Consider the following 26,393-nt stretch of genomic DNA (forward strand, 5'->3'; position numbering starts at 1 on the left):
GCAGGTATAAAAAAAGCCCTGAGTATTCACTCAGGGCTTCGAAGGAGAAGCCTGACGGTGTGCTACTCTCACATGGGAAACCCCACACTACCATCGCCGCTATTGTGTTTCACTTCTGAGTTCGAAATGGATCAGGTGGTTCCACAATGCTATCGCCGTCAGGCATAAACTGGTCACAATCTTGATTGTAGTTTTAAATTTGTTCGCTTTATTCTGTTTTTCGCTTTCGCTTCGAGTTTAACCCAATAAACATTTGGCGTTGTATGGTTAAGCCGCACGGGCAATTAGTATTGGTTAGCTCAATGCCTCACAGCACTTACACACCCAACCTATCAACCTTGTAGTCTACAAGGGCCCTACAGGACCTCTAGGGTCTGTGAAAACTCATCTTGGGGCTCGCTTCCCGCTTAGATGCTTTCAGCGGTTATCGATTCCGAACTTAGCTACCCGGCAATGCTCTTGGCAGAACAACCGGAACACCAGAGGTTCGTCCACTCCGGTCCTCTCGTACTAGGAGAAGCCCCCCTCAATTCTCAAACGCCCACGGCAGATAGGGACCGAACTGTCTCACGACGTTCTAAACCCAGCTCGCGTACCACTTTAAATGGCGAACAGCCATACCCTTGGGACCGACTTCAGCCCCAGGATGTGATGAGCCGACATCGAGGTGCCAAACACCGCCGTCGATATGAACTCTTGGGCGGTATCAGCCTGTTATCCCCGGAGTACCTTTTATCCGTTGAGCGATGGCCCTTCCATTCAGAACCACCGGATCACTATGACCTGCTTTCGCACCTGCTCGACGTGTCTGTCTCGCAGTTAAGCTGGCTTATGCCATTGCACTAACCGTACGATGTCCGACCGTACTTAGCCAACCTTCGTGCTCCTCCGTTACTATTTGGGAGGAGACCGCCCCAGTCAAACTACCCACCAGGCAGTGTCCCTGACCCAGATGATGGGCCGAGGTTAGAACATCAAACATACAAGGGTGGTATTTCAAGGATGGCTCCACAACATCTAGCGACGCTGATTCATAGCCTCCCACCTATCCTACACATGTAGGTTCAATGTTCACTGCCAAGCTGTAGTAAAGGTTCACGGGGTCTTTCCGTCTAGCCGCGGGTACACTGCATCTTCACAGCAAGTTCAATTTCACTGAGTCCCGGGTGGAGACAGCGTGGCCATGATTACACCATTCGTGCAGGTCGGAACTTACCCGACAAGGAATTTCGCTACCTTAGGACCGTTATAGTTACGGCCGCCGTTTACCGGGGCTTCGATCAAGAGCTTCTCCATATGGATAACCCCATCAATTAACCTTCCGGCACCGGGCAGGTGTCACACCCTATACGTCTTCTTTCGAATTAGCAGAGTGCTGTGTTTTTAATAAACAGTTCCAGCCACCTGGTTACTTCGACCACCTCTCGCTCCAGACGTTAAGCCTTTCACAATAACGTGGCGTACCTTCTCCCGAAGTTACGGTACTATTTTGCCTAGTTCCTTCACCCGGGTTCTCTCAAGCGCCTTAGTATTCTCTACCTGACCACCTGTGTCGGTTTGGGGTACGGTTTTTATTGACCTGAAGCTTAGAAGATTTTCCTGGAAGCCGGGCATCAACTGCTTCGTATCCGTAGATACTCGTCTCAGTTCTCAGTCTTAAGGGCCCGGATTTGCCTAAGCCCTCAACCTACAACTTTTCACTTGGACAACCATCGCCAAGCCAGTTTAGCCTTCTCCGTCTCTCCATCGCAGTCAATAAAAGTACGGGAATATTAACCCGTTTCCCATCGATTACGGCTTTCGCCCTCACCTTAGGGGCCGACTTACCCTGCCCTGATTAGCATGGGACAGGAAACCTTGGTCTTTCGGCGAGCGGGTTTTTCACCCGCTTTATCGTTACTCATGTCAGCATTCGCACTTCTGATATGTCCAGCATGCTTTACAACACACCTTCATCCACTTACAGAACGCTCCCCTACCACTTAATCTAAGATTAAATCCGCAGCTTCGGTTACCAATTTAGCCCCGTTACATCTTCCGCGCAGGCCGACTCGACTAGTGAGCTATTACGCTTTCTTTAAAGGGTGGCTGCTTCTAAGCCAACCTCCTAGCTGTCTAAGCCTTCCCACATCGTTTCCCACTTAATTGGTATTTGGGACCTTAGCTGGCGGTCTGGGTTGTTGCCCTCTTCACGACGGACGTTAGCACCCGCCGTGTGTCTCCCGGATAGTACTCACTGGTATTCGGAGTTTGCAAAGGGTTGGTAAGTCGGGATGACCCCCTAGCCTTAACAGTGCTCTACCCCCAGTGGTATTCGTCCGAGGCGCTACCTAAATAGCTTTCGGGGAGAACCAGCTATCTCCCGGCTTGATTAGCCTTTCACTCCGACCCACAAGTCATCTCCTAACTTTTCAACGTTAGTGAGTTCGGTCCTCCAGTTGATGTTACTCAACCTTCAACCTGCCCATGGGTAGATCGCCGGGTTTCGGGTCTATACCTTGCAACTAAGCGCCCAGTTAAGACTCGCTTTCGCTACGGCTTCCCTATTCGGTTAACCTCGCTACAAAATATAAGTCGCTGACCCATTATACAAAAGGTACGCAGTCACTCCGAAGAGCTCCCACTGCTTGTACGTACACGGTTTCAGGTTCTATTTCACTCCCCTCACAGGGGTTCTTTTCGCCTTTCCCTCACGGTACTGGTTCACTATCGGTCAATTGGGAGTATTTAGCCTTGGAGGATGGTCCCCCCATCTTCAGTCAGGATATCACGTGTCCCGACCTACTTAATATGTAAGCTTAAGTCTTTCGCATACAGGGCTGTCACCTGCTATGGCCAAACTTTCCAGAATGTTCTGCTGGACTTAATCTTATCGGCTGCACCGATTTCGCTCGCCGCTACTTTCGGTATCTCGGTTGATTTCTTTTCCTCGGGGTACTTAGATGTTTCAGTTCTCCCGGTTCGCTTCTTAATGCTATATATTCACATTAAGATACCCTAAAAGGGTGGGTTGCCCCATTCGGAAATCTATAACTCATGCGTCTTTTATCGACTCGTCATAGCTTATCGCAGATTAACACGTCCTTCATCGCCTCCAATTGCCAAGGCATCCACCGTGCACGCTTAGTCACTTAACCATACAACCCGAATGTTTATCAGGTTATACAATAAGCACCATCGTTTATTGAATACTTGGTCTTGCTTGATCAAACTCGTTTCAGTTTTAAATTGAACAAATTTAATTCTCTATTAGAGATATTTACTACAATCCAGATTGTTAAAGAGCAGGTGATTGATATCACTGCAAAATGATTAACATTCACTTTGCGCTGATATCAATAGCTTTATATTTAGTAACCCATTATTTATCTGTGTGAACACTCAGCACTTTAAATAGCATCGTTAAGGAGGTGATCCAGCCCCAGGTTCCCCTAGGGCTACCTTGTTACGACTTCACCCCAGTCATGAACCACAAAGTGGTAAGCGCCCAATGTTAAGCTACCTACTTCTTTTGCAGCCCACTCCCATGGTGTGACGGGCGGTGTGTACAAGGCCCGGGAACGTATTCACCGCAGCATTCTGATCTGCGATTACTAGCGATTCCGACTTCATGGAGTCGAGTTGCAGACTCCAATCCGGACTACGAACAGCTTTAAGGGATCCGCTTACTCTCGCAAGTTCGCTTCCCTCTGTACTGTCCATTGTAGCACGTGTGTAGCCCATCCCGTAAGGGCCATGATGACTTGACGTCGTCCCCACCTTCCTCCGGTTTATCACCGGCAGTCTCCTTAGAGTCCCCAACTAAATGCTGGCAACTAAGGATAAGGGTTGCGCTCGTTGCGGGACTTAACCCAACATTTCACAACACGAGCTGACGACAGCCATGCAGCACCTGTCTCACAGTTCCCGAAGGCACAAGCATATCTCTACGCTCTCCTGTGGATGTCAAGGGATGGTAAGGTTCTTCGCGTTGCATCGAATTAAACCACATGCTCCACCGCTTGTGCGGGCCCCCGTCAATTCATTTGAGTTTTAACCTTGCGGCCGTACTCCCCAGGCGGTCTACTTATCGCGTTAGCTGCGCTACGCACGTCTTAAAGACACACACAGCAAGTAGACATCGTTTACGGCGTGGACTACCAGGGTATCTAATCCTGTTCGCTACCCACGCTTTCGCACCTCAGTGTCAGTAATGGGCCAGGGGGCCGCCTTCGCCACCGGTATTCCTTCAGATCTCTACGCATTTCACCGCTACACCTGAAATTCTACCCCCCTCTCCCTTACTCTAGACAGACAGTTCTGGATGCACGGCCGGAGTTGAGCTCCGGTTTTTCACAACCAGCTTATCTATCCACCTACGTGCGCTTTACGCCCAGTAATTCCGATTAACGCTCGCACCCTCCGTATTACCGCGGCTGCTGGCACGGAGTTAGCCGGTGCTTCTTCTGCAGTTAACGTCACAGATGATGGGTATTAACCAACACCCTTTCCTCACTGCTGAAAGTGCTTTACAACCCGAAGGCCTTCTTCACACACGCGGCATGGCTGCATCAGGCTTGCGCCCATTGTGCAATATTCCCCACTGCTGCCTCCCGTAGGAGTCTGGACCGTGTCTCAGTTCCAGTGTGGCTGATCATCCTCTCAAACCAGCTAGAGATCGTCGCCTTGGTGAGCCATTACCTCACCAACTAGCTAATCTCACTTGGGTTCATCTCGTCGCAAGAGCCTAAGCCCTCTTTAACCCGTAGGTATTATGCGGTATTAGCCATCGTTTCCAATGGTTATCCCCCACAACGAGGCAGATCCCCAAGCATTACTCACCCGTCCGCCGCTCGACGCCGAATAGCAAGCTATTCTCGTTTCCGCTCGACTTGCATGTGTTAGGCCTGCCGCCAGCGTTCAATCTGAGCCATGATCAAACTCTTCAAAAAAAGTTTTAATCTTTGCTTCAATCGTACTGAATTGACTGTTTAGTCACTCAATCAACTGAATAATTTTTTGTCTATTCAAATGATGCGAGTGCCCACACAGATAAATAAGGTTACCAAATTTTTAAAGAACATTTTGCTTGAGCGTTTGTTTTAAACTGCTCAAGTGAGGCGCGCATTTTACGCTTCTCAAGTTGCTTGTCAAGCCTTTATTTTCAATCGTTTAAAACTTTTTAGTTTGAGCCGATTGGGCTTAACTTGCGTCGCTTTGCTTCCCGGCGTTTGTTGCCGTGTCGCTGCGTTGTGGGGGCGCATTATAGAGAGATATTAAGTGCCGTCAATGCTTTTTATTCGATTATTTTAAATTTAGGTTTGTTTGCTCAGATAAGCATCAATTTGTTTACTTTTCACACTTTTCACCAGACCAATCCAGTCTCTTAAACGACAAAAGGGGCTATTGCCCCTTTTGTCCACGCTAAATAATAAATGATATTCAGTCTTTATCAGTCACATGCGTTTTGACACTGTTTTGTTCTTTGTTTTTAAGCTCACGTACGCTGCGAAACGTTAAAATAGGACCGGACAACGCATAAATCGAAAATAGGCTAAATAAAATTAAAGCGGGTTCAGTCGCCACTACGACAAATACGAAGACCATGAGTAAAACAGCGATAAAAGGAACTCTAGATTTCCAATCAACTTCTTTAAAAGAGGAATACCGGAAATTACTCACCATCAATAAACCACTCAGAATAGTGATGATCACTGCTAAAAAAGAAAAAGTTTCTAAGTCAATTTGATAATCAGCCCCTAGCCAGACCATACCCGCAACAATAGCCGCCGCAGCAGGACTCGCAAGTCCTGTGAAATAGTTTTTATCTGCGGTGTCTAAGGTTGTATTAAAACGCGCTAACCTCAGTGCTGCACCGGCCGTGAATATAAACGCGGCTAACCAGCCAATTTTACCTAAATCAGATAGTGCCCAATTATAAACAACCAATGCAGGCGCAATACCAAATGAAACCATGTCTGACATGCTATCGTACTCTGCACCAAACGCACTTTGGGTATTAGTCATTCGCGCGACACGCCCATCCAGCGCATCAAATATCATGGCAATAAATATTGCGACCGACGCACTAATAAATTGATCGTTCATTGAGGCTATGACAGCATAAAAACCTGAAAACAGGCCTGCGGTGGTGAGTAAATTAGGAAGTAGGTAGATTCCTTTTTTTCGGCTTTTAATCGTGTCTTGTTGCTCAGTCATAATATCTCTAAATTTAAAAAGGAGCCATTAATGTTGGCTCCTTTATGTTTAAGTGCCTTTTAATTAAAGACTAATTTACCATCTTTTGCTTCAACAACAATGGTTTTTTCAGTCTGCAGGCGACCAGCGAGCAAATCCTGAGCAAGCGGGTTTTCCAATTGCTGTTGAATTGCTCTTTTTAACGGCCTAGCACCAAATACAGGATCAAAGCCAGCTTCAGATAATTTGTCTAATGCACTCTCAGCGATTTCCAATTGATATCCTTTATCTGCCAATCGAGCTGTTAAACCTGAAATTTGGATCTTGGCTATCTGTTTTATTTGCTCTGACGCCAACGGATGGAATACGACGGTTTCATCAATTCTATTGATAAATTCTGGCCTAAAGTGTTGACCGACCACCTCCATCACAGCTGCTTTCATCCCCTGATAATTATTCGGTTCGCGGTTAAAATGTTCTTGAATCAAATCTGAGCCAAGGTTAGACGTCATAATAACCACAGTGTTTTTAAAATCAACGGTTCTACCCTGCCCATCTGTTAAGCGGCCATCATCCAAAAGCTGCAGTAAAATATTAAACACATCGGGATGCGCTTTTTCCACTTCATCTAATAGAATAACCGAATAGGGTCGGCGTCGTACTGCCTCAGTCAGATAGCCCCCTTCTTCGTAACCAACGTAACCAGGAGGCGCACCTAATAATCTGGCAACTGAATGTTTTTCCATAAATTCGGACATATCTATCCGAACCATAGCTTGCTCAGAATCAAACATAAAGTTTGCCAAAGATTTACACAATTCCGTTTTACCAACCCCTGTTGGACCTAAAAATAAAAAAGAACCTATCGGCCTATTAGGATCAGATAACCCTGCACGTGAACGACGAATCGCGTTTGCAACAGCGTCAACCGCTTCATTTTGGCCCACCACTCTTTCGTGTAAAACGGTTTCCATTTGCAATAATTTTTCGCGTTCACCTTCTAACATTTTAGCAACCGGAATGCCTGTCCAGCGTGACAAAACATCTGCAATCTCGGTTTCTGTCACTCTGTGTTTTAACAAACTCATATCTTGCATCTCGGCTTGTGAGGCTAGATCCAGCTGACGTTCTAACGCTGGAATTTTGCCATACTGGAGTTCAGACATACGGCTTAAATCTCCGGCGCGGCGCGCCACCTCCATATCTTGACGCGCTTGTTCTAATTCAGTTTTTATATTTTGCGCACCTTGCAAAGCTGCTTTTTCCGTATTCCAAATCTCTTCAAGTTCTTTGTATTTAGTTTCATTCTCTGCAATTTCGTTTTCTAAAAGCTGCAAACGTTTTTTACTCGCTTCGTCTTTCTCTTTTGATAACGCTTGTTGTTCTAGCTTTAATTGTATTAAACGGCGTTCTAGCCGATCCAAATCTTCTGGTTTTGAGTCTATTTGCATTCGAATACTAGAAGCAGCTTCGTCGATTAAATCAATTGCTTTGTCTGGCAATTGACGGTCAGAAATATAACGGTTAGATAAAGAGGCTGCGGCCACTATCGCAGGATCAGTAATTTCAACCGAATGATGCAACTCGTAACGCTCTTTCAACCCGCGTAAGATAGCGATAGTGTCATTCACACTTGGTTGGTCAACAAAAACCTTTTGAAAACGCCTTTCTAATGCAGCGTCTTTTTCAATATATTGACGGTATTCATCTAACGTAGTCGCTCCAACACAATGCAATTCGCCACGGGCAAGCGCGGGTTTTAACATATTGCCTGCATCCATTGCCCCTTCGCTTTTACCTGCACCAACCATAGTATGTAATTCATCAATAAATAAAATGACTTGGCCTTCTTCTTTGGCTAATTCATTCAAGACTGCTTTTAGCCGCTCTTCAAATTCACCCCTGTATTTAGCACCAGCCACTAACGCGCCTAAATCAAGAGATAAAACTCTTTTATTTTTAATACCTTCAGGTACTTCACCATTAATGATACGCTGGGCTAACCCCTCGGCGATGGCTGTTTTACCTACCCCAGGTTCACCGATTAAAACAGGGTTGTTTTTGGTACGACGTTGCAACACTTGCACTGTTCGTCTTATTTCTTCATCCCGCCCAATTACTGGATCAAGTTTGCCTTGCTCAGCCCGCGCAGTAAGGTCAAGTGTATATTTTTCTAGTGCTTGGCGGGTATCTTCAGCATTCGGGTCGTCAACATTTTGTCCCCCACGCATTTTGTCAATCGCCTGCTCAACTGCACTTTTATTAGCCCCGGCTTCTTTTAATAACCTGGCTAACTCACCACTGCTATCTAACACGGCCAATACAAACAACTCGGATGAGATGAATTTGTCCTTACGTTTTTGCGCAAGTTTATCGGTCTGATTCAATAAATTGACCATTTCCCGACCGAGTTGAACTTCAGCACTGCTACCTTCTACTTTAGGTAATGCATCCAGCGCTTTAGACAGTTGAGATCGTAAACCTGCAACATTGACGCCGGCTTGCGTTAAGAGATTACGCACGCTGCTATTTTCTTGGTTGAGCAAGGCGTGCATCAAATGAATCGCTTCTATATACTGATGGTCGCGCCCTAGTGCTAAAGACTGAGCGTCGGAAAGTGCAATTTGAAATTGGCTGGTAAATTTATCTAGTCTCATAATAAACCTCACTCTTGGTGTGTTTATTACTCAAATGGGGGGACATCAAGCAAATATCAAGCTTTAAATTAAGCCTTTTTATCTAACCATATTAAACTGGCTTGACGGCCTGTCTGCCCGTCTCTTCGGTATGAAAAATATTTATCTGCTTGTTGATATGTACATTCATGTTGGCTAAAAATGTCCATAACGCCAAGTTGATTGAGTTGGATTTTGGCTATTTTGTATAAATCTGCATTGAACTTTTCACCTGACTTGACGTTGAACGCAGTTTCAAATTGAGTAGATTTTTGCAAAAAGGCTTGTTTAACCTCACTGCCAACTTCAAATGCAGCCGGACCGATTGCAGGTCCTAACCAAGCAAGCATACCTTCATTCGGCAAAGCCAATTGCTGTAATTGATGTTTTATAATACCTGCAGCTAACCCACGCCACCCGCAGTGCAACGCAGCGACAAAATCACCATTGCGGTTGCTTAATAAAATTGGCAAACAATCGGCTGTCATCACCGCACACACTTGAGTGGGTGCAAAAGTGTATGAGCCATCGGCCTGCGTTAGCGATAAAGGGGCAGCTTCTACCAGCAAAGTCTTTACACCATGGACCTGTTCTAACCAATGGATATGTTGAAAATGAGGTAATTGCTGCCGGTTTTTTGCAACAATCTCCGGCTCATCCCCCACATGCAAAGCAAGGTTGAACCCCCGATAAGGCCCAGCACTGCACCCGCCCTTTCTTGTCGTCTGGATCGATTTTACATTCGCAGGGACTGGCCAGTCGGGTACAAATGACGAATAATTATACATACTCATCCGGATGCGCTAACCTATCTGCGCGCAACACATCAGCAACTATTTGCATATCATCTGGTACTTCGCTTTTAAACTGCATCCACTCCCCAGTTGCGGGATGTTCAAGTTCCAATATAGCGGCATGCAGTGCTTGACGTTTAAAACCGCGCAAAGTTTCTATTAATTCATCGCTGGCCCCTTTCGGCGGGCGAACCCGTCCACCATAACTAAAGTCACCTACCAATGGATGTTTTAGGTGACTCATATGCACCCGGATCTGGTGAGTTCTCCCTGTTTCAAGGCGCAATCTTAACCGGGTATGGGAGCGATACTTTTCGGCGACCCGATAATGGGTAACTGCTGGTTTACCGTCCATCACAACGGCCATTATGGTTCTTTTATCAGGATGACGGGCGATTGGAAAATCAGCAATGCCACCAGCGGTTAAATTGCCATTTACAATTGCTTCATATTCGCGCGTCACAGTTTTATCTTGGAGCTGATTAACTAACGAAGTTTGTGCCGTTAGATTTTTAGCAACCACCATCAAGCCAGTGGTATCTTTATCTAAACGGTGTACAATACCCGCACGCGGCACCGCTTCAATTTCCGGATAATGATGCAATAAAGCATTCATCAAGGTCCCTTTAGGATTACCCGCCCCTGGGTGGACAATTAAACCAGCTGGTTTATTCACCACTAAAATATCGTCATCTTCGTAAACAATGTTTAGCTCTATATTTTGTGCCGGTGCTTTGACTTCAACTTTTTGCTCGGCTTTAATTTCAATTAGCTCACCACCTATAACCTTTTCTCTAGGTTTAGTGATGATTTCGCCATTGACCGTAATTTGTCCGGCTAATAGCCACTCTTTTAAACGAGAGCGGGAATATTCAGGAAAAAGTTCAGAAATCGCCTGATCTAGTCGACGACCTATGGCACTTTCTGGCAAAGTACCTGTCAGTAAGATGGTTTGTGTCATAATACTCGTTTTGTGATAAAGCAGTGCAAGTTAGCTCGCGCTGAGTTAAAATGCGTTAATTAACAAATTGTACCGCGTATTGCGGTTGAATTCATATTATTTTAATAAAGAGGGAGTCAAATTGAAGCTAAAGCCTACCCTGCTGGCAACATCACTGGCCTTTACTATTCTTTCCGGCTGCTCCAACACCCCGGATGAAATCGTCGTTGCAGAGCAGAGTGAAGTCGAAGCCAGATATTTAGAAGCCAAAGACCTATTAGCACAAGGTAATTATGTTCGAGCTGCTGAAATTTTGTCTGCACTGGATGCGAGTTTTCCATTTGGTCCCTATTCGCATCAGATTCAGCTTGATTTAATTTATTCTTATTATAAAACAGATAATACCAGTCAAGCCTTGGCCTCAATCGATAGATTTTTAAAACTCAATCCCACTCATCCCGATATAGATTATGTTTATTACATGCGCGGTTTAACAAATATGAAAGCCGCCCGTAATGCTTTGCAAGAAATGGCTGGTATTGATCGATTCGATCGAGATATTACCGAGCACAGAAATGCTTTTAATGACTTTAACACCATTATTAATCAGTATCCGCAAAGTAAGTATGCCAAAGATGCTCGCCAACGCATGGTCTACATTAAAGACTTTATCGCTCACAGTGAGCTTGCCGTAGCTGAATATTATATGCGCCGTGGCGCCTACGTTGCGGCGGCCAACCGAGCCAAATACGTATTGGAGCATTTGGGTGACACAGGGCAGGTTGAGCGCGCATTAGAAATGATGCTGGTCAGCTATCGAGAGTTAGAATTGACTGATTTATATGAAAATACTTACCAAGTTTTAAAATTAAACTACCCTGAAAATGCTCTGGTAAATTAAACAATATTAGCCATAGCGCCAGTCAGTATTCAACTTAACTAGATTTAAGCCCCTAACACTATGGCAGGGGCCTTTTATATCCGGATAAAAATTAAAACCCTTTAAGCTTATCTTTAAACATTAATCTTGCTCTAATCTTGGTAGTGTTGTTTAACGTCTTTTTGATTGGCCAATAACACAGCGAACCAATTAGTTGATCGACTGCTTTCAGCGGCAATTTTTACAATCATGGTTAAGGGCACTGACAATAACATACCAACGGTCCCTAACAGCCACCCCCAGAAAACTAAACTTAAAAAAACAACCAGAGTGGACAGCCCTAAACCTTTTCCCATGTATCTGGGTTCAACCATGTTGCCCATAATGGTATTTATTAATAAATAGCCAATCGCCACAACCAAAGCCATATAGGGGTTAATTTGTATCATAGTTAACAAAACCACAGGGATAGCCGCAAAAATTGAACCTATATTTGGAATATAATTAAATAAAAACGCAACGACGCCCCACAAAACTGCATAATCAACGCCTACAGCCCAACACAAGGCAGCCGCTAATAAACCTGTGCCTATACTCACTAATGTTTTAATCGCTAAATAATTATTGACTGAATTTAAAAAAATTTTAATGCGTTCATCGTGTGCTTCGGCGTCTTCCCACGCAAGATAAATCTTTTTACGTAGTGTGCCAGCCTCTAACAGCATGAAAACTGTCGTTAATAATATTAAAAAAATATTCGCAAGCGCATTGCCAAGGCCTGTTAACATGTTAGATGCCACCGACATTAATGAACCTGGATCTAAATATTCCATCAACTGTTTACGGTCTAAAAAAATATTAAACTCGGCTAACTTGTTGGTTAACCATGTGATTTCTCCTTGAAGTTTTTCTTTGTACTCAGGTAAATTTTCAGTGAAGTTATTAATTGAAGTACCCACCAGTCCAGCGAGCGAAAAACCAACAATAATGATCAACGCAATCACTATACTCACTGCAAGCACTTTTGGTACCCTGAATTTGGCTAAAAATACAATGGCTGGATGGCAGATAATCGCTATGAACACTGACATTAAAAATGGAACAACAATTTGCTGCGACGATTTCAAACCAGCCAAAATAATCACTATGGCCGCCAATACAACAAAGAGTCTAAACGCTGGATGATTACTAATCGACATTGTGATGATCCGTCAACTTTTTATTTTCGTTTAAATAGGAATAACAAAATAAAGCAAAGCAGCCGGTCATACCAGTTAAATTTACAAGTACATTAAACAGGTACAAAGATGAAAATTTTAATCACAGGCGCAACGGGCTTAATCGGCCAAACGGTAGTCCAACAGTTACCTAACGACCACCAAATATTTGCGCTCACCCGGCAAGTAGAAACGGCACGGCAGAAACTACCCGAACATGTCAACATTCTCACTGAATTGCCAACTGCTGACGAATTTAATTTTGACGCTGTCCTCAATTTGGCTGGTGAACCTATTGCTGATAAACGATGGACCGAGAGACAAAAAAATAAAATATGCCAAAGTCGTTGGCAGCTAACCCAAACACTTGCCGAACGTATCATTCAATGTCCAGAACCACCAGCTGTTTTTATCAGTGGCTCAGCTGTTGGTTATTATGGTCGTCAGCCTAATGACAAAATAATTGACGAAGATTATGCCGCGCCTTATCCAGAATTTAGTCATCGACTTTGCAAAAAATGGGAAGAACTAGCCCTAACTGCCGCTAACCAAACTCGGGTCTGCCTGATCAGAACAGGCCTAGTTTTGGCCCGCCAAGGCGGTTTGCTAAAAAAAATGAATCCAGTGTTTAAATTAGGGTTAGGCGGCGCAATCGCAAGCGGTCAACAAATGATGTCATGGATTCATCTTGATGACGAAGTCAATGCAATATTATTTTTATTAAAAAACGAGCGTTGCCATGGCGTTTATAACTTAACTGCGCCAGAGGCTGTTAATAATAAAACTTTCAGCCAAGTCCTTGCTAAGCGCCATCACAGAAAAACATTTTTAGCGACACCAGAATGGCTGCTTCGGCTGGTATTTGCCGACCTAGCAGACCTTTTGGTTTATGGTCAAGCGGTTTATCCTGCGCGATTAAAAGCCGAAGGTTTTACCTTTAAATACACCAAATTAAATCAAGCTTTAGCGGCCTGTTAAGTCCTTAAAAAATTGAGAATATTTAGAATATTTCTTTGCGAATTAAATGATTACATGCTATAAGAAGTCTACCCGAAATATTCTTTTCCATTGTGTTCTGAATAACAGCATTGAGTAGTAGTTGGTTTATCAGTATGGACAAATTTATAAGTGGCAGACAAATCGAAGTCGCACGTAAACAAGCCGGTCTCGCGCAGAAAGATCTGTATAAGGCTGTTGACGTATCACGCGCAACCTATCACAACTGGGTCGTTGGTAAAAGCGAACCTAGTGCTAATCAATTTTTAGCTATGCTCAAAATTTGTTGGCAAAAATCACAGCCCAAAGAAGGTTTAACAACCTTTGATGAGCTCATTCAGCGGTTGGTTAATATTGGCAGCTCTGAGGCGGACAACCAAGCCGCTTAATCTTTGCTCAGCGGTACGCTATGATTGGGTTAACGCAAGCTCAAGCACGCTAAACCAAGCCGATTGTTTTTGCGCTAAACTCATGGATGCGTTTGCTGGGCTGGTTGACGGCAGCGCATAATAGTTGAATGCTCGGTTAAATGTTTGTTTTTTTATCACATGCTGAATAAAAAGCCGTTTAGCCGTGCCACCGTTTAAGATAAAAGTCTGTAAATTAGGGTACCTCCTTAACAGACTTTTAAAATCGTTTATTTCGATAGATTCTGATTTAATATTTTTATCTAAACTCCCTTCACGATAACAATTAGCAATAACGTCCCAAAGCCCTAATTTACCAGCTTGTAATCTTTTTAATCTCTGCTCATAAGTCAAATCATCTGGCCAATTAAAATAGGCACTCATTATCGGCCAAAATGCATTTCTTGGATGAGCATAATATTGTTGTGTCTGTAAAGAGCGCATTCCTGGCATGCTGCCCAAAATTACCGCTTTGACATTATTTTGACAAATTGCATTAAACGATTGACTTTGCATACTTTTAATTACCAAAAAGGTTGAATTTAAATCGATAAACCCAATAATTATGAACTCTATAATAAAATTTGTGTCACAGACAGGCAAAAATAACTAACAGAGCAGCACTATGACAACTCAGGCTTTTACTCAAATACGCAACTATTTAGATAGTCAGATTATTGGTCAATCAGAATTGACCTCAAATATGTTAGTAGCCCTCTTAGCGGGCGGCCATATATTAGTTGAAGGGCCACCGGGGTTGGCTAAAACCCGCGCGATTAACGCGCTTGCTAAAGCCGTACATGGTGATTTTCACCGGGTTCAATTTACGCCTGACTTACTACCCGCAGATTTAACGGGCACCGACATTTACCGTCCCGAAGATGGCAGCTTTAATTTTCAACCAGGCCCCATCTTTCATAATCTAATTTTAGCCGATGAGATCAATCGAGCACCGGCTAAAGTGCAATCTGCTTTGCTTGAAGCCATGGCCGAAAGACAAGTGACTGTTGGTAAAAAAACCTATGCTTTACCTGACCTATTTATGGTCATGGCAACCCAAAACCCGCTTGAACAAGAAGGGACCTACCCACTGCCTGAAGCTCAACTTGACAGATTTTTATTACATTTAGAAATTGACTATCCTAGCGCTAGCAGCGAGCGAGAAATTTTACGTTTAACTCGCGGCGAAGCCTTAAACCACCAACAAAACGAGATCCAAGCACTCAGCCAAGATGTTATTTTTGCCGCACGTGAGTCTGTTTTAAACATCTATATGGATGACGCAATTGAAAATTATATTGTTGATCTAATTATCGCAACGCGCGATCCAGCAAAATATGATCCCCAGTTGGCCCAATGGATTGCTTGCGGGGCTTCACCAAGAGCCACCATAGCATTAGACCGCTGTGCCCGAGCGGATGCTTGGTTAAAGGGACAGGATTTTGTCAGTCCAGAAAATGTGCAAAGTGTACTGCATAACGTCCTAAGGCACAGACTTATACTTTCATATGAAGCTGAGGCTGACGGCATTAGCGCCAATCAGGTACTCGATAAAATTCGTTCTCTCGTAGCCGTTGCCTAAACTAACTATGCTATCAAAACAAGATATCAAACATTGGTTAGACCATTATGCTATCAGTGGCATCCATGTGGGCAAACCTGAACTTTTGTATTATCGCAGCAAAACCGCACTTTTAGATTTGTCGGCTGGACATTTAATTCGTTCACATATGGCGGGGCGTTACCTGTCCCGCGTTAAAGGCCGGGGTATGGAGTTTGATGAAGTACGACATTATCAACCCGGTGATGATGTGCGTATGATAGATTGGCGTGTAACTGCACGGGCTGGCACGCCGCACACAAAACTCTTCCGAGAAGAAAAAGAGCGCCCCGTTTTTATATTAACGGATCTAAGCAGCAGTATGCACTTTGGCAGCCAACTTTTATATAAATCAGTGCAAGCTTGCCATTTGGCGGCGTTAATCGCTTGGCGAGTGGTCAAACAGGGTGACCGCTTGGGCGGTTTAGTCTACCAAAATGGCCAACATTTAGAGCTCAAACCCAAAGCGAGAGCAAGCGCAGCACTCGCTTATATTCATGCCCTTGAGACATTCGCTAACAGCGAGCAGCAAGATGAAGTTAATAATATCCCGATTCAAGACAGTTTAATACGCCTGACACGTTTGGCCAAACCCGGCAGCTTAATTACACTACTGAGTGACTTTAATCAGCTAACCGTAGAGGCAGAAAAGGCGTTAGCTAAACTCACCCGGCATTGCCAAGTTGTCGCCTATCGAATTACAGACCCACTTGAACATCAACTACCGGCCAGTATGGTGACTCAGGCACTCCCAGTCGTTAGCGGGCATCACTCAGGGTATATTGCATTAGGCAATCGCCGCCAACACACTGAATACCAACAGTACGCACAACAAAAATATCATCAGCAAAACGAGATTTTTAAGCGAGCTGGCATTAGCGTCATAGACATCAGCTCAGCACAACCTCTGGAGACACAGATATAATGAACCCGGAGTTTTCTGACATTATTTTACCGCAAACGGTACCTTGGTGGCCGCCAGCTTATGGTTGGTGGATTTTGGTGGCTTTTCTACTCATGGCCTTGGTGACCGCAATTTATTACTGGTGCAAGTACCAAAAGTCGGTCAGCGCTCAAAAAAAGGCTATTAAAACAATAAAAGCCCTACCCCAAGATGCGCCCCAAAGTGCATTAAGCAAGTTATTAAAACAAACCCTAATAACTTATTTGGGACGCACACAGATCGCTGCAGCATCAAGTGCGCATTTAATAGATATTTGGCAACGATATACGCCCCAAGATCAAGCTCTGCATGATTGGCTAAATAACTTTTATCAGCAACAGTACCAGAAACCTCAGAACTTAACCGCCCACGATATCGAAATGGCTGTAAAATTGATCAGAAGTTGTCGTTTATATAAGGAGGCAAAACATGTTTGAGTTTGCTTCCGCTTGGGTTTTTTTATTATTACCGCTGCCGCTGTTAAGCTATTTTCTCCTGCCGACACGCCAGGAAAAGCATTCAGCAGGCGCTTTGCGCGCTCCTTTCCTCAGTAGTGAACAGCTCATGGAGGAACAGCAAGTTGGTCAAGCATCAATCGCAAAATTATCTCTTTTAACCCTAATTTGGCTACTATTGATCAGTGCCGCTGCCCGCCCTCAATGGCTCGGTGAGCCACTTGACTTGCCAGCGAAAGGTCGTGACATCATGCTAGCTATCGACTTATCTCGTTCGATGGAAATGCAGGATATGCAAGTTGCTGATCAAAGTGTTGATCGTTTGCAAATGGTTAAGTATGTAATGCAAGACTTCATTCCACGCCGTGATGGAGATCGTCTTGGGCTTATTTTGTTTGCCGACACAGCCTATCTGCAAACGCCATTGACGCGAGATCTAAATACGGTTTCACAAATGTTGAACGAGAGTTTGATTGGTTTGGTCGGGGATAAAACGGCCATTGGTGACGCAATAGCGTTAGCCGCCAAACGATTTGCGAACAAAGAAAGCAGCAATCGTATCTTAATTTTGTTAACCGATGGGCAAAATACCTCAGGTAACCTAACGCCTGAACAAGCACTAAAATTGGCTAAAGAATCAAATATAAAAATTTATTCAATCGGTGTAGGCGCTGATGAAATGATGCGGCGAGGATTTTTCGGCATGTCACGGATCAATCCGTCAGCCGATTTAGATGAAAAAATGCTAACAAAAATTGCTGAAGAAACTGGCGGTCGCTACTTTAGAGCAAGAGATGCTGCCGAGTTAGAACAAATATATTTAACATTAGATCAGTTAGAACCTATTAGTGAAGAATCGCTAAAAATGCGTCCGCTGAATGCGCTATTTTATTGGCCGTTAAGCATAGCACTTTTATTAAGCTTTGTTCTAATTGGCAGCCCGGTTGCCGCTAGTCTGAGCACGAGGTTAAAGTCATGACCGAATTTGCTGATTTTCATTTTTTACGTCCTTGGTGGGCATTGGCTAGCATCCCTGCTCTGTTGCTATTTTTAAATTTGCATAAATTTGCCGTCGCACGTTCAGGCTGGCGCCAATACATAGCACCGCACTTACAACCTCATTTATTACAAGCAGCATCAACCGAACGCCAGTATAAACAATATTTATGGCTCGTCATTTGGCTGTTGGCGATATTAGCATTAATGGGACCGACATTTGAAAAAAGGCCACAACCAGTATATGAAACCGCGGTAGGACGCGTCATTTTAATGGACTTAAGTCAATCTATGTATGCTGAAGACATCAAGCCAAACAGGATGACGCAGGCGAGATTTAAAGCCATTGAGCTAAGTCGTAAAATTGACCAAGGAGACTTGGGCCTAATCGCTTACGCGGGTGATGCGTTCACTATAAGCCCATTAACGCCAGACAGTAAAAATTTATATTCTCTGATACCAAGCTTATCACCCGATATTATGCCAATAAAAGGCAGTAATGCGGCGCTTGGATTTGACCAAGCCATCCAGCTATTAGAAAACGCCGGCTATCACCAAGGTGATATCATTTGGCTTACCGATGGCGTGAGTCAGTTAGATGTGAATGATATTAATCGCTACATGACAGGCTCTCAGCATAGATTGATTATTTTAGCGATAGGAACAAAAGAAGGCGCCCCAATACGGCTCCCTGACAATAGTTTATTAAAAGACCACAGTGGTAAAATTGTTATTCCAAAAGTTAACTTTGCGCGGCTCGAAAATCTGGCTAATAAATATAATGGATATCTCGCAAACTTTACATTAACTGACAATGATGTGAACAGCATAGTGCAAAACTTAAGCCAAAGCGACCAAATAAAAAGCGAAAAAAATAACCAGATTGAAGGCGATCAGTGGTTAGAGTTTGGCCCTTGGTTAGTTCTGGTTATGTTACCATTCACCTCCCTTCTGTTTCGCCGTGGCCAGTTGTTTATAACTGGTGTATGTACTTCACTACTCTTGTTTTTACCTCCGCAAGAGGCTTTTGCAGCTTGGTATGAGCATCCTTGGCAAACCAGTGAACAAAAAGCTCAACAGGCGTTACAGGAAAAAAACTACGAGCGCGCGCTGCAACTGAGCAAAGATCCGGCGGTTATCGGTGCTGCTGAGTTTAAACAAGGCAACTACGAAAAAGCAATTCAAGCTTACAGTCAGATCGACAGTGCGCAAGCTGACTACAATCGCGGTAATGCACTGGCTAATTTAGGTCGGTTGAAAGAAGCGATTCAAGCCTATCAAAGTGCCTTAGCCAAAGCCCCTGATTTAGAACAAGCGGCTAAAAATAAAGCCCTTGCAGAAAGCTTGTTAGAACAGCAAAACCAAAACGGCGAGCAAAACCAAAACAGCGAGCAAAACCAAAACAGCGAGCAAAACCAAAACGGTGAGCAAAACCAAAACGGGGAGCAAAGCGGCGAACCAAACACCAGTTCACCCCAGTCACGGCAAGAAACGCCTGAGCGCTCAGAGGCAGACAAACAAGCTCAGCAGCAAGCTCAACAAGCGCAAGCAGAGCCAGGAGAAGAAACAGACGTGAGTGAGCAGAGTCAAGCGCTGCAAACTTCTGACAGCGCGTCAGAAAATGCCGAAAATCGTGAAGAGCAAGAAATAATGCGTCAATTGTTAAACAAAGTCGAAGATGATCCGGCCTTTTTATTACGCCGAAAAATGCAACTCGAATATCAAAAACGAAATCGCAGAAATACGCCAGAGGGAGTAAATCAGCCTTGGTAAATAATTACAAATGGGCTATCGGCCTAAGCTTTTTATTCACTTGTTTCTATAGTCAAGCGCTAGAAGTTAACGCCAGTGTCAGTGATAACCCCGCACAACTCGGTGAATCACTTGACTTAATCGTTACTGTTGATGATTCGGTAAGCCAAAACACTTTTGATTTTAGCGTACTGGAGGATGACTTCCGGGTGTTAGGAACTTCTGTTAGCTCAGAAACCCGAATGATTAACTTTGAAACCACCCGAGTTACCCGTTTTACAACCCGTTTGTTACCGATACAAGCAGGTGAATTCACAATTCCTGCTTTTACCTATAAAAACGCTCAGTCAGAGCCAATAAAGTTAACTGTCGAAGCAACTAAATCGGGCGCCAATACGCAAAATGATGACTTATTTGTTGAAACATCAATCAGCCACCAGGAAGTCTGGTTGCAGCAACAAGTCACATACCATTGCAAACTGTATATTCGGAGGCAAATCTCGAGTGGCAGTTTAAGTGAACCTAAGGTGCCCGGTGCGCTTGTTGAGGTCGCTGGCAAAGACAAAGAAGGTAGCGAAATTAAAAATGGCATGCGCTACCGTGTGATTGAAAGAACCTATCTTATTACCCCGCAGCGCAGTGGGACTTTTACTATCGACAGCCCAGTTTTTCAAGCCGAGGTTATCGACAGCCGACGTAGTCAGTTTTTTAACCAAAGCAAAGTCGTTTCTCGCACAGGACCATCACAAACGCTTACAGTTAAGCCTGTCCCACAAGACTACCAAGGCACTTGGCTACCATCAGAAATGGTGATGTTAAATGATGAAATTCAACCACATCAAGGGGTGTATCAGGTAGGTGAGCCAATCACACGAAAAATAACCTTATCAGCGTTCGGTGTAAACCCAGAGCAATTACCTGAGATAAAACCTAATTATCCAGATGCGATTAAAGTTTATCCAGATCAATCCGAATCAAATAGCAACCAAAGAGACGGCCAAACAATCGCTCAGCGTATTCAATCAGCGGCGTTAGTTCCCACCCAAGCTGGGGAATATGTTTTGCCTGAAATTAAAATAAGCTGGTTTAATACCAAAACAAGTCAACAAAGTTTTGCTGTTATACCAGCCCAAACGATAAAAGTTGAAGGTTCCGCTCTGGTGACTGGTCCTAACAGTCAACATAACCCACTATCAACTGAGGCGACTCATAACGGCAACTGCAAATGCGCTGAGCAATTTCAGCCACAAGCGAAGCCCGGGCAAACTCAACCAAATGAAGCTCCCTCAAGTTGGGCGTTCACTAAACTTTCTGTGTTATTTTTAATTCTTTGGCTCGTCAGTCTGCTCGTTGCAGGTTATTTATATCTGGTTTATGCCAGACAGCAACAAGCACCTAAAAGCAACAAGTTGGTGGCAACAGACGAAGAAAAAAAATATTGGTTAGCGCTTAACAGAGCGATTAAGGCACAAGATGTGCATTTAATTTACCAGGGGTTACCGCTCTGGGTGGCTAGCATCTATAATGAAACTAAGGTTAAAGATTTTTCTACCGCAGTCGCTCTTCTGAATGACCAAAATGTCAAGCAAGAAGTGGCACGTCTGCAGCGCAACTTATACGGTCATTCAAAAACAACCACTGATCTCAGTGCACTGGAATCAGCCTTAACCCAGTGCAGAGATAAGATATTAATTGCTAGACAACAAAAAGATCTAAAAGGGCTAAATCCACTAAACCCTTAAGATCAATAGGAATGCCCATGCTGAGCAAAATTTTTCGAAAGAAAAGTGACCAGAATAAGGTCTTATCTGGCATGAAAGAAAAACAAACTAAATACGAAGCTCTGGTTAACGCCTATCATAAGGATATGTATCGCTACGCTTATTGGCTAACGCATGATGCCCACACTGCTGAAGACGTTGTGCAAGAGACTTTTTTGCGAGCTTGGAAAAGCCTCGACAGCTTAAAAGATTTAAAAGCCGCAAAAAGCTGGTTGATCACCATTTTGCGACGCGAAAATGCTAGGCGCTTTGAACGTAAACAGTTTGTTATGGGCGAGTACGAAGAGCAAAACATTATCGACCACAATAATCATTCGGATGCGACTGCTGAACAATATATGTTGAAAAAGCAGATCGCTAAATTACCCGATGAGTATCGTGATCCGCTCGTACTGCAAATAATTATGGGTATGAGCGGCGACGAAATCGCTGATTCATTAAATCTGAACAAAAATACCGTGATGACGCGTCTATTTAGAGCAAGAAACATGCTTAAAGAAGCGTTTGAGGGTGAAGTTAAATCGAGGTCCATTAATGGATGATTTAGAGTTTAGAAGACGCCTTTATGCCGATCCTGCTAGTCAAAGCAGTGAGATCCATGATGCTATTACTAAAGATCCAACTAAAAAGCGTTTTTATGATGAGTTAAATCAGTTTGAAAAAAAACTAGCGCAAGCAATGCAGGTTGAAGTGCCAGAAAACCTCTCTAGTAAAATCATTTTTCAGCAAAGTAGCCGACAATTAGCGGAACAGCCGAATAAGTCTCAACGCCGGATCCATCTTGCTTTGGTTGCATCGTTGGCGTTTGCATTTGGGGTCTTAACCTCGCATCTAATGCCGTCACTCGAGCAAAGACCCGATCTGGCCAGCCAAGCGCTGGTCCATCATTATGTTGACATGGACCACCATATTCACGGAGAACACAGCGTATCATTAAATGAAGTGAATTATAAACTGGCTGCTTATGGTGCTAAATTAACAACCGAATTAGGAAAAATCTTTTCAGTTAACTACTGCCAAATAGACAATACGCGCGCACTGCATATTGTTTATGAAACAACTGAGGGCCCCGCTAGTTTGTTGTTTATCCCAAAACAAAACAAAGAGGCAAGCTTGCGCAGCATTAAAGATGACAGGTTTCAGGTAAAAAACGCCCATTATAAAACGGCCGATGTATTATATGTGTTACCCGCCCAAAGCAACTATCAGCAGATAAAAAAATCGGTTGATCAAAAATTAACCTGGGAAATTTAGCTATTTAGATCAAAGTAACCTAAATGTCATTAAGGGTTAACTTAACCTTAATTCAGCCTCCTTAAAATATGAAGTTTTAGGAAATCATAATTTTACGAAGGTTGGATATGTTAAAAAAAACCATAATCTGTACATCAATTGCAGCTGCTCTGTCTGCATGCTCATTAGAAATTAATACAGATAAACAAGATGAGCAACCACAAGCAGAGCAAAAACTTCATTTTGAACTCACTGGCCGAGCTATTTTAAACCCATCATCTCCTGAAGGTGCAGCAGAAATAGTTGCCTTTCATAAACGTCACAACCATATTTACGCGATCAACAGCTCAGGTGATAATGCTACCGTTGAAATAATTGATGCGCTAAACTTCGACGCAGGGGCATTAACTGAAGATGCAGAAGGTGTAATCAATAACACCAATCTAACTGTATTAGATACCATTGAAGTATTTAAAGACGTTGCTGGAGATGCAAATAGCATAGCAATTGACGACAATCATGACTTATTAGCCGTCGCTATGGCTGGCGAAACTGGCACTAGAGGTAAAATTGCGTTTTATGATATCTCAGGTGCACAAGCAAACTTTGTTAAAGCAGTCGAAGTTGGTTTTCTGCCGGACATGGTAACTTTTAATCACAGTGGTAGCCAGGTGATTGTTGCAAACGAAGGTGAGCCGTCGGGTGATTATACACTAGATCCGATTGGTTCTATTTCTGTTATCCAAGTAGATAGTGGAACACCAGCTGACACTGCCACTGAAATCGGTTTTACTAGTTACAATGACAAACAAGCTGAGCTGATGGCACAGGGTGTAAAGTTTGCTAACCCGGGCAATAGCAGTGTTGCCGAAGATTTAGAACCTGAATATGTTGCAGTTTCGCCGGATGATGCAACTGCATTTGTTAGTTTGCAAGAAAACAATGCGATTGCCGTTGTTGATCTTGAACAACTCACCTTAAAGAAAATTTTTGGCTTAGGCTTTAAAGACTGGAGCCAATATAAAATTGATGTGTCTGATGATGATGGAGGGATCAATTTAGCCAAATACCAATATCTTTACGGTATGTATCAGCCAGACACTATTGCCAGTTACTCAGTGAACGGGCAAGCGTATGTCGTTACAGCCAATGAGGGTGATGCAAGAGAGTATATTGATGATGCCTTATCTGGTGGTTCAGTCGAAGATGAAAACAAAGCGGCTTGTGAACAAAAACATCCTAATGGTTTATATGACTACGATGATGAAGAAATTTGTTTTTCCTATCTTGAAGAATCTCGGGTCAAAGACCTGGAAGATATTTTACCGCTGAACGCTGACCTAGAAAATTACGTTGACAACAACGGCGGAAAGGACGGTTTGGGTCGGTTAATCGTCACCACTGCGTTAGGGCAAAACGATGCAAAGACTGAATACCAAGCCCTATATACCTACGGTGCACGCTCATTTTCAATTTTTGACGAAGCAGGCAATTTAGTTTTTGATTCAGGAGACGACTTTGAAAGCATTACTGCCAGTATTCATGGCGAAGCTTTTAATAACAATGAAGACGAAAATGAAGGAGATACCCGCTCAGACGCCAAAGGACCTGAACCAGAAGCGTTAGCAATTGGAGAAATTGATGGCAAAACCTATGCCTTTATCGGTTTAGAGCGTATGGGAGGCATCTTCGTATACGATATTAGTGAACCAAGCGAAGCCACGTATGTTGATTATTTTTTCAATCGTGGTTTAAACGAAGGTGCTGATATTACTGGGGATCTTGCACCAGAAGGCATGAAGTTTGTCAATGCAGAAGACAGTCCATCAGGCAAGCCTTTGTTAATAATAGGCAACGAAATTTCAGGCAGCGTTGCCGTTTGGCAAATCAGCTGGGTTGACGCTGAATAAGCTTGATACCTAGCCATTTATTTTTGTTGTATATTTAAAAGCACCGCAAGATCGCAGTGCTTTTACAATACTCATGATTGCGACAAGATATCTGCAATCACCTCACCAACTTTATTATACGTAATTAAACGACGGCTGCTCGAACGCCACACTAGGCCAATTTGACGACTTGCGTTTTCAGCTACTGGATTGAGCTGTTTTAATTCAGAGTTAGCTAAAAGACCCGCATCAATTGCCATTTGCGGAATAAAAGTCGCCCCAAGCTGACATTCAACCATGGCAATTAAGGTATGCAAACTGCTGGCAGATAAAGGATTAATTTTATTCGACTCGATTAGCCGGCAGGCTGATAAGGCATGTTCTGTTAAACAATGTTCACGCTGGAGCAAAAAAATACTTTCGTCAGGCAAATCTTCATAGCTGTACAAGGTGCCACTTTCAAGTGGAAACTCTTTATGGGCAACTAACCAAAATCTATCCTCGCCTAAAACTTTTCGGCGAAAATGGCCGACATCAACCGGCAACGCCAAAATTAAACAGTCCAGCTCTCCATTTTCAAGTGACAATAATAAATTATCGGTTGTATCTTCTTTAAGCTGGAGCATTAACTCTGGATATTTAGCGTTACAGCGGTTAAAAAAAGGTTTAATAATGAAAGGGGCAATTGTCGGTATGCAACCCACTTTGAGCCGACCAGACATAGGGTTTTGGCAGAACTGGGCATATTCTTCTAGTTCGCTTGCGCGCTGCACTATATCTTTAGCCATTGCCACCATAGCAGTGCCCATGTCGGTAAAAACAAAAGCTTTATGTTCTCGCTCTATTAATTGGCCGCCAAGCTGCTCTTCAAGGTTTTGAATGCCGGCACTTAGGGTCGACTGGCTAACAAAACAGGCTTGCGCAGCGCGGTTAAAATTTTTAAGTTCGTGGAGTTTAATTAGGTACTGTAAGTTACGAATACTTGGCAGTTTATGCATAGATTTACATTAAGCGCTAGGACAAAGCGTTTAGCTTAAAGAAATGCTCTAAGAAATCAATAAAAAACGGAATGTACTTTGAGTACATTCCGAAACAATGTGGGTGTGTCAAAACAATTAATTATTCAGCGGCTGGGCGATCTTTACGGTGGTGGTCACGCTTGCCATCGCCCTTGCCTTTTTTACCTTTGCGTTGTTCAAATTTATCTAATTTTTCTTGTTGATCTGCAGTTAATACAGCACGAATTTTTGCTTTGATACTCGCCGCATGAATCAAGCTTTGGTTTAACGAATCCTGATATTGAGCCACTAAGGCTTTTGCTTCAGCTTCGCTGTAATTTCCGCTTTTTACCAAAGCTTTCATCTCCTGATGAAACGCTTTGCGGTCTTCACGAATACTTTTACCTTGCACTCGGCTATCTTTAAAAATGGCTTTAATCTCAGTCTTTTGTTCGTCAGTCAAACCTAGACGTTTAAAAATTTTAAAATGCATCGGCGCTTTGCCCTGCATACGATCTGAACCTTTGTCTTGCCCTGAAATAGCAGGCGCACTGAGTAGAGCGGCTGTTAAAAATACAGGTGCTAAAATTTTTGCATTTAATAATTTCATTAATTCAATCCTCATTTGTTAGTTACATTCACAATTGCAATTGGCAACAT

At 43.4% G+C, this 26,393-nt stretch carries 20 protein-coding genes and 3 rRNA genes; 12 read left to right on the forward strand and 11 right to left on the reverse strand.

All coding sequences use genetic code 11. The features are described 5' to 3' along the window. Window positions 1-49: 49 nt before the first annotated feature. The 7 genes from rrf to rluD all read right to left on the reverse strand — a co-directional run bounded on the left by rrf (window position 50) and on the right by rluD (window position 10,607). Window positions 50-163 (reverse strand): 5S ribosomal RNA (gene rrf, locus C727_RS0112165). A 100-nt stretch (window positions 164-263) separates the two neighbouring features. Further along, window positions 264-3,137, reverse strand: a 23S ribosomal RNA gene (locus C727_RS0112170). A gap of 266 nt (window positions 3,138-3,403) precedes the next feature. Further along, a 16S ribosomal RNA gene (locus C727_RS0112175) occupies window positions 3,404-4,931 on the reverse strand. The 16S, 23S and 5S rRNA genes sit together here, the layout of an rRNA operon. Window positions 4,932-5,421: 490 nt before the next feature. Next, a complete protein-coding gene (gene pssA / locus C727_RS18515; RefSeq protein WP_017445924.1) occupies window positions 5,422-6,198 on the reverse strand; it encodes a CDP-diacylglycerol--serine O-phosphatidyltransferase in 777 nt (258 codons plus the stop codon). A 59-nt stretch (window positions 6,199-6,257) separates the two neighbouring features. Further along, window positions 6,258-8,834, reverse strand: coding sequence for an ATP-dependent chaperone ClpB (clpB, locus tag C727_RS0112185; protein WP_017445925.1), 2,577 nt, complete (start codon window positions 8,832-8,834; stop codon window positions 6,258-6,260). A 68-nt stretch (window positions 8,835-8,902) separates the two neighbouring features. Further along, window positions 8,903-9,640 (reverse strand): peptidoglycan editing factor PgeF, encoded by a 738-nt coding sequence (pgeF, locus tag C727_RS0112190; RefSeq protein WP_017445926.1) that lies wholly within the window; start codon window positions 9,638-9,640, stop codon window positions 8,903-8,905. Continuing rightward, a complete protein-coding gene (gene rluD, locus C727_RS0112195; RefSeq protein ID WP_017445927.1) occupies window positions 9,633-10,607 on the reverse strand; it encodes a 23S rRNA pseudouridine(1911/1915/1917) synthase RluD in 975 nt (324 codons plus the stop codon). Before rluD ends, pgeF begins: the two co-directional genes overlap by 8 nt. 121 nt (window positions 10,608-10,728) lie before the next feature. Here rluD and C727_RS0112200 point away from each other — a divergent pair, with 121 nt between their 5' ends. Then, a complete protein-coding gene (locus C727_RS0112200; RefSeq protein ID WP_017445928.1) occupies window positions 10,729-11,487 on the forward strand; it encodes an outer membrane protein assembly factor BamD in 759 nt (252 codons plus the stop codon). A gap of 131 nt (window positions 11,488-11,618) precedes the next feature. On the opposite strand, the gene C727_RS0112205 is transcribed toward C727_RS0112200, so the two are convergent. Then, window positions 11,619-12,665 carry an AI-2E family transporter gene (locus C727_RS0112205; RefSeq protein WP_017445929.1) on the reverse strand — a complete coding sequence of 349 codons (1,047 nt, stop codon included), beginning with the start codon at window positions 12,663-12,665 and terminating at the stop codon, window positions 11,619-11,621. Between the two features lie 108 nt (window positions 12,666-12,773). Here C727_RS0112205 and C727_RS0112210 point away from each other — a divergent pair, with 108 nt between their 5' ends. Beyond that, window positions 12,774-13,661: a TIGR01777 family oxidoreductase gene (locus tag C727_RS0112210; RefSeq protein ID WP_017445930.1), complete on the forward strand. Its 888-nt coding sequence runs from the start codon at window positions 12,774-12,776 to the stop codon at window positions 13,659-13,661. Between the two features lie 134 nt (window positions 13,662-13,795). Further along, window positions 13,796-14,068 carry a helix-turn-helix transcriptional regulator gene (locus C727_RS0112215; protein WP_017445931.1) on the forward strand — a complete coding sequence of 91 codons (273 nt, stop codon included), beginning with the start codon at window positions 13,796-13,798 and terminating at the stop codon, window positions 14,066-14,068. An 18-nt stretch (window positions 14,069-14,086) separates the two neighbouring features. Here C727_RS0112215 and C727_RS18520 read toward each other — a convergent pair whose 3' ends face one another. Next, window positions 14,087-14,602: a DNA-deoxyinosine glycosylase gene (locus C727_RS18520; RefSeq protein WP_017445932.1), complete on the reverse strand. Its 516-nt coding sequence runs from the start codon at window positions 14,600-14,602 to the stop codon at window positions 14,087-14,089. A 109-nt stretch (window positions 14,603-14,711) separates the two neighbouring features. On the opposite strand from C727_RS18520, the gene C727_RS0112225 reads away from it, so the two are divergent. The 9 genes from C727_RS0112225 (at window position 14,712) to C727_RS0112265 (ending at window position 24,756) form a co-directional block, all read left to right on the forward strand. Further along, a complete protein-coding gene (locus tag C727_RS0112225; protein ID WP_017445933.1) occupies window positions 14,712-15,668 on the forward strand; it encodes an AAA family ATPase in 957 nt (318 codons plus the stop codon). A gap of 7 nt (window positions 15,669-15,675) precedes the next feature. Continuing rightward, window positions 15,676-16,611 carry a DUF58 domain-containing protein gene (locus C727_RS0112230; RefSeq protein WP_017445934.1) on the forward strand — a complete coding sequence of 312 codons (936 nt, stop codon included), beginning with the start codon at window positions 15,676-15,678 and terminating at the stop codon, window positions 16,609-16,611. Continuing rightward, the gene (locus C727_RS0112235; RefSeq protein WP_017445935.1) at window positions 16,611-17,066 is read left to right on the forward strand and encodes a DUF4381 domain-containing protein; all 456 of its coding nucleotides are present in this window, start codon (window positions 16,611-16,613) and stop codon (window positions 17,064-17,066) included. Before C727_RS0112230 ends, C727_RS0112235 begins: the two co-directional genes overlap by 1 nt. Next, on the forward strand, window positions 17,059-18,063 hold the full coding sequence (locus C727_RS0112240) for a vWA domain-containing protein (protein WP_017445936.1): 1,005 nt from the start codon (window positions 17,059-17,061) through the stop codon (window positions 18,061-18,063). Before C727_RS0112235 ends, C727_RS0112240 begins: the two co-directional genes overlap by 8 nt. After that, window positions 18,060-19,853: a vWA domain-containing protein gene (locus C727_RS0112245; protein WP_017445937.1), complete on the forward strand. Its 1,794-nt coding sequence runs from the start codon at window positions 18,060-18,062 to the stop codon at window positions 19,851-19,853. Before C727_RS0112240 ends, C727_RS0112245 begins: the two co-directional genes overlap by 4 nt. Beyond that, window positions 19,847-21,574: a BatD family protein gene (locus C727_RS18525; protein ID WP_017445938.1), complete on the forward strand. Its 1,728-nt coding sequence runs from the start codon at window positions 19,847-19,849 to the stop codon at window positions 21,572-21,574. Before C727_RS0112245 ends, C727_RS18525 begins: the two co-directional genes overlap by 7 nt. Before the next feature lie 17 nt (window positions 21,575-21,591). Beyond that, the gene (locus C727_RS0112255; RefSeq protein ID WP_017445939.1) at window positions 21,592-22,155 is read left to right on the forward strand and encodes a sigma-70 family RNA polymerase sigma factor; all 564 of its coding nucleotides are present in this window, start codon (window positions 21,592-21,594) and stop codon (window positions 22,153-22,155) included. Further along, on the forward strand, window positions 22,124-22,867 hold the full coding sequence (locus C727_RS0112260) for a DUF3379 family protein (protein WP_155949258.1): 744 nt from the start codon (window positions 22,124-22,126) through the stop codon (window positions 22,865-22,867). The genes C727_RS0112255 and C727_RS0112260 overlap by 32 nt, the downstream gene beginning before the upstream one ends. 107 nt (window positions 22,868-22,974) lie before the next feature. Beyond that, on the forward strand, window positions 22,975-24,756 hold the full coding sequence (locus C727_RS0112265; protein WP_017445941.1) for a choice-of-anchor I family protein: 1,782 nt from the start codon (window positions 22,975-22,977) through the stop codon (window positions 24,754-24,756). A gap of 71 nt (window positions 24,757-24,827) precedes the next feature. On the opposite strand, the gene C727_RS0112270 is transcribed toward C727_RS0112265, so the two are convergent. Beyond that, window positions 24,828-25,733 (reverse strand): hydrogen peroxide-inducible genes activator, encoded by a 906-nt coding sequence (locus C727_RS0112270; protein WP_017445942.1) that lies wholly within the window; start codon window positions 25,731-25,733, stop codon window positions 24,828-24,830. A gap of 121 nt (window positions 25,734-25,854) precedes the next feature. Further along, window positions 25,855-26,343, reverse strand: a complete 489-nt coding sequence (locus C727_RS0112275; RefSeq protein WP_017445943.1) for a Spy/CpxP family protein refolding chaperone — start codon at window positions 26,341-26,343, stop codon at window positions 25,855-25,857. Between the last annotated feature and the right edge of the window lie 50 nt (window positions 26,344-26,393).

It is taken from the genome of Gayadomonas joobiniege G7, assembly GCF_000300815.1.
In the GTDB taxonomy this organism is placed as follows: domain Bacteria; phylum Pseudomonadota; class Gammaproteobacteria; order Enterobacterales; family Alteromonadaceae; genus Catenovulum; species Catenovulum joobiniege.